Origin of the sequence: Coprococcus sp. RTP21428st1_C9_RTP21428_210409 (genome assembly GCF_040227395.1) — a bacterium.
Classification (GTDB): Bacteria; Bacillota; Clostridia; order Lachnospirales; family Lachnospiraceae; genus Coprococcus; species Coprococcus aceti.
Genome location: NZ_JBEHVV010000145.1, coordinates 1 through 1306, shown reverse-complemented (window position 1 = coordinate 1306; position 1306 = coordinate 1). Strand labels below are relative to the sequence as shown.

At 48.2% G+C, this 1306-nt stretch carries 2 protein-coding genes; both read left to right on the top strand.

Annotated elements, in window-relative coordinates:
- On the top strand, nucleotides 1-596 hold a 596-nt coding region (locus ABUA34_RS14295; protein WP_349823544.1), incomplete at its 5' end, for an ABC transporter ATP-binding protein.
- Nucleotides 586-1306, top strand: a 721-nt coding sequence (locus ABUA34_RS14290; RefSeq protein ID WP_349823543.1) for an FtsX-like permease family protein, incomplete at its 3' end; no start/stop codon positions are given. The genes ABUA34_RS14295 and ABUA34_RS14290, both read left to right, overlap by 11 nt.

Below are 1306 nucleotides of genomic sequence, written 5' to 3'. Positions count from 1 at the left end.
CTGACAGCGGAACCATAGAGCTTCAGGGCAAAGAGATACAGGCGCTTAAAGGTGCGAAGCTTGCGCAGTACAGAGGCAGGGAGATAGGTTATCTGTTCCAGAATTTTGAACTTCTGGACAATCTAACAGGCAGAGAGAACATTATGGTTCCGTTGTCAATACACGGTGTATCCGAGGATGAGAGCAGAAACAGACTGGAAAAGCTTTCATCATATCTGGAGATAGATAACGTGCTTGACAAATTCCCATCGCAGATGTCTGGTGGTCAGAGACAGAGGGTTGCGGCCGCCAGAGCACTCATACTTAATCCGGGGATCATTCTTGCGGACGAGCCGACCGGAGCACTCGACTCAAGAAATGCAAAGGCACTCATGGAGAAACTGTTGGGACTGAACAGGGATGACAACACTACCATACTTATGGTGACCCACGACTCAAATGCGGCCAGCTTCTGCAAGAGGATACTCTTCATACAGGATGGCAGGATATTCCATGAGCTCAGAAGAGATATGGAGAGAGAGTCACAGCAGGAGTTTTATGAGAGGATACTCAAGCTGATGGCGCAGATGGGAGGAGGCAGCGCAAATGTTCTTTAAACTCGCAATGAGGAACAGCCGGAGAAGCAGGAAAGAGAATGGTCTGTTCTTCGCTTCGCTGGTCGTGTCCATAGTGGCATTTTATATCATATTGGCGCTGTCCCATCAGGATGTGATGATATTCCTGAGAAGTCTTGAAAGCGATGCGGTGAACAGTCTTCTTCAGATAGCGGCGGTGTTCTATGTATTTTCACTGGTCATGTTGTTCTTTCTTATATACTATGCAAGCAAATACCAGCTCGAACGACGGAGGCACGAACTTGGAATGTATATAATGATGGGGATGAGGAGATCAAAGCTTTTTGCCCTGCTGATTGCGGAGGATCTGGGCAGCAGCGTAGTGGCTCTGCTCATCGGACTTCCTATAGCGATCCTGATGTCTGAGGTGGTCAGCCTTCTCACAGCCAGACTGGTAGGTCTTGGCGTTATAGGTCATCACGTATCATTTTCACTGCAGGCAGTCATACTGACAACTGTTGGATTTGTAGCGATAAAGCTTGCAGCATTTCTCATACTGAGCGGTAAGCTTGCAAGAAAGCAGATAGGCGATCTCCTTGTAGATACACCGGAGACAGAGAAGAAACAGCTTCCGGCTCCTGTGTATGGTGTGAGTGCAGTCCTCGGTCTTGTTGCGCTGGTCATTGCATACTGTCAGGGAATAGGTGGCTATTCGTGGATCAGCGTAAAATATATGGCGGTCACCATAACAC